The sequence below is a fragment of the Hydrogenivirga sp. 128-5-R1-1 genome (assembly GCF_000171895.1).
On the sequence record NZ_ABHJ01000113.1, the window covers coordinates 1 to 2,511 of the forward strand.

General features: G+C 31.2%; 2 protein-coding genes and 1 pseudogene. 2 read left to right on the top strand and 1 reads right to left on the bottom strand.

Annotated features, from left to right (window positions below; translation table 11 throughout):
- Positions 1-831, top strand: a pseudogene (locus tag HG1285_RS04630) (preprotein translocase subunit SecA); the annotation flags it as partial.
- Between the two features lie 4 nt (positions 832-835).
- Here the strand turns inward: HG1285_RS04630 and HG1285_RS20605 are convergent.
- Positions 836-2,113 (bottom strand): methyl-accepting chemotaxis protein, encoded by a 1,278-nt coding sequence (locus HG1285_RS20605; protein ID WP_008288597.1) that lies wholly within the window; start codon positions 2,111-2,113, stop codon positions 836-838.
- A gap of 204 nt (positions 2,114-2,317) precedes the next feature.
- Between HG1285_RS20605 and HG1285_RS04620 the strand changes: the two genes are divergently transcribed.
- Complete coding sequence (locus tag HG1285_RS04620) at positions 2,318-2,500, top strand: hypothetical protein (protein WP_008288598.1); 183 nt, start codon at positions 2,318-2,320, stop codon at positions 2,498-2,500.
- Positions 2,501-2,511: the final 11 nt, after the last annotated feature.

Below are 2,511 nucleotides of genomic sequence, written 5' to 3' on the forward strand. Positions count from 1 at the left end.
ATGACAAGACTCAAGATACCAGAAGGTGAACCAATAGAAAGCTCAATGGTATCTAAAGCGATAGAAAATGCCCAGAAAAGAGTAGAAGGACAAAACTTCCAGATAAGAAAAAGATTACTTGAATTTGATGATGTTATGAATAAACAAAGACAGGTAATATACTCACTTAGAAGAGATATATTAGAAGGCACAAATCTTAAAGAAGAATTACGCCAGTGGCTTTACGATGTTTCATACTCATTTATTGATAAATACGCTCCTGCTGAAGAATATCAGGAAAAATGGGATTTACAGGAACTTGAAAACTCATTTAAAGAATGGCTTGACGTTGATGTTAATATTGATAAAAACAAAGAGTGGGATAGAAAAGAACTTGAAGACTTTATTTTTGAAAAATTAGAAAAAAGTTATCAGCAAAAAGAACAGCAAGCTGGAGAAGAAATCATAAGAGAGTTTGAAAGGTATATTACACTACAGGTTTTAGATAACCTGTGGAAAGAACACCTACATTTACTTGATAGACTAAGAGAATCTGTTTCTCTTAGAGGATATGCACAAAGAGACCCTCTTGTTGAATACAAAAAAGAATCTTTTGAGCTCTTTGAAGATATGCTTTATAAATTAAAATACAATACACTGGAATACTTATACAAAGTACAGCTGGTATCAGAAGAACAGTTAAAAGAGCAAGAAGAACATTTAAAAAAACAGGCTGAGGAAAAACTCCAAAAAGCTCAAAGCAATATAGAAGAAGACCAACCTAAAACCAAGAAAAAGAAAAAAGTTATAAAGTACAAAAATAGATTAGAAAGAAGAAAAAGGAAAAAATAGCCCACTATCCTTCGTGGGCTACAACTTCTTCATATAAAGCAAAAAGTTTATCAACTATATCCTTTGATGATTCGTACATTTCTACAGCTAAATCAAAAGCTTCTCTTAGATTACCTTCTTGCGCCTGCTTAATCGCATTTATACCAAGTGTGTGAAGTCTTGCATGTGCATCTTCTATAGAATTAAATATTTCAACAGCTTCCAAACCATATTTGTCAATTTCCTTTCTACCATCTGAATAATACCATTTCCCTAAATTACATTTAGTATGGTCAGTTGGTATCCAGTCAGATTTTCCTTCTAAAGATTTAGCAACATTATCCATCCAGATTGCATGGTCTATAACTCTCTTCAATAGTTCTATACTGAGACCTTTTTGACCCTTTATAAGCTCCTGCCATATTGATATATACTCATTTAAACTTTCTCTTGCCTTTTCATCAATAGAATCTCCAAGATTTATAACCTTCTCAAAGGCTTTTTCCATATCCTTTATACTGTTAATTATTTCCATAATAAAGTTAGATATATATTTTGAATCCTTATAGAACTTATCAAGTTTTTTATTAATTTCATCACTTTTTTCTTTTATATTTGAGAATATAGAAGAAACCTCTTTAGAGTTGGCAATTACCTTATTTGTAGTATCCTTTGCCTCTACCACATCTTTTATTGTTTTTTCAGCATCTTCTACAACAGCATCTATAACAGACCTGATTTCTTCTATGCTGTGAGATGTTTTTTCTGCCAGATTTCTAACTTCATCAGCAACTACTGCAAATCCCTTTCCATATTCTCCAGCCCTTGCAGCTTCTATAGCTGCATTTAATGCAAGTAAATTCGTCTGGCTTGCAATATCAAAAATAACCTTTAAAATCCCTTCTATACCGTCTATCTTGTTTTTTAGTTCTTCTGTGGAACCACCGAGTCTTTCCATAACTTTTTCAGCAAAGTCAATAACATTAATTGTTTCTTCAACGGATGTTGAACCTTTTTCTATAACATTTTCCAGAGTCTTCTGAAACTCATAAAGGTCATTTATGGATTTGTTTAAATCTTCAACAAGTTCTAAAACTTTGTTAGCATCTTTTGTTAACTTATCCAATTTTTCATTATAGAACCCTATCTCTGTTTTTATTTTAAAACCTTCTCCTGATATAAGCGAGCTGTGGTAAATTGCCATAGCCACTTTAGGTAAAACTTTTCTTAAGTCCGAACTATTTCTGTCAACAGTTTGCATATTAGAATACTCCTTATTTTCACTAAAAAAACCAAAAGCCATTGCTGTCCTCCTTTAAAGTATTTCAAAATATATCTTCGGCATTTTAAATAAAAAGTTTAGTTAAATATGTTTTCAATCATATGATAATACAAAAAACGAAATATTTTTTCAAAAATTAAAAAAATTTAATACAAACTTCATAAAAACTTAACAATTTCTATATAAATTTACTTATAAAAATAAACAAAAAGGAGGTGAAAAGCAATGGAAAAAACCACGCTAAAAAAAGAACCTGATGTAAAATTTGAAGAAGTAAGGTTCAAATGCAAATGCGGACATGAAGGTAAAGAGGTCATTCCTGTAGCTGAGAATACCGGCGTTCTTGACACTAAATGTCCTAAATGCAGCAGAAGAATTCTTGAGATAAGAATTTTTGACACAAACTAACCCTGTTTTCA

What these genes read in the sequence shown, in the direction of transcription:
- HG1285_RS20605 (WP_008288597.1), bottom strand. Translation starts at nt 2,113, where the DNA reads ATGGCTTTTGGTTTTTTTAGTGAAAATAAGGAGTATTCTAATATGCAA.
- HG1285_RS04620 (WP_008288598.1), top strand. Translation starts at nt 2,318, where the DNA reads ATGGAAAAAACCACGCTAAAAAAAGAACCTGATGTAAAATTTGAAGAA.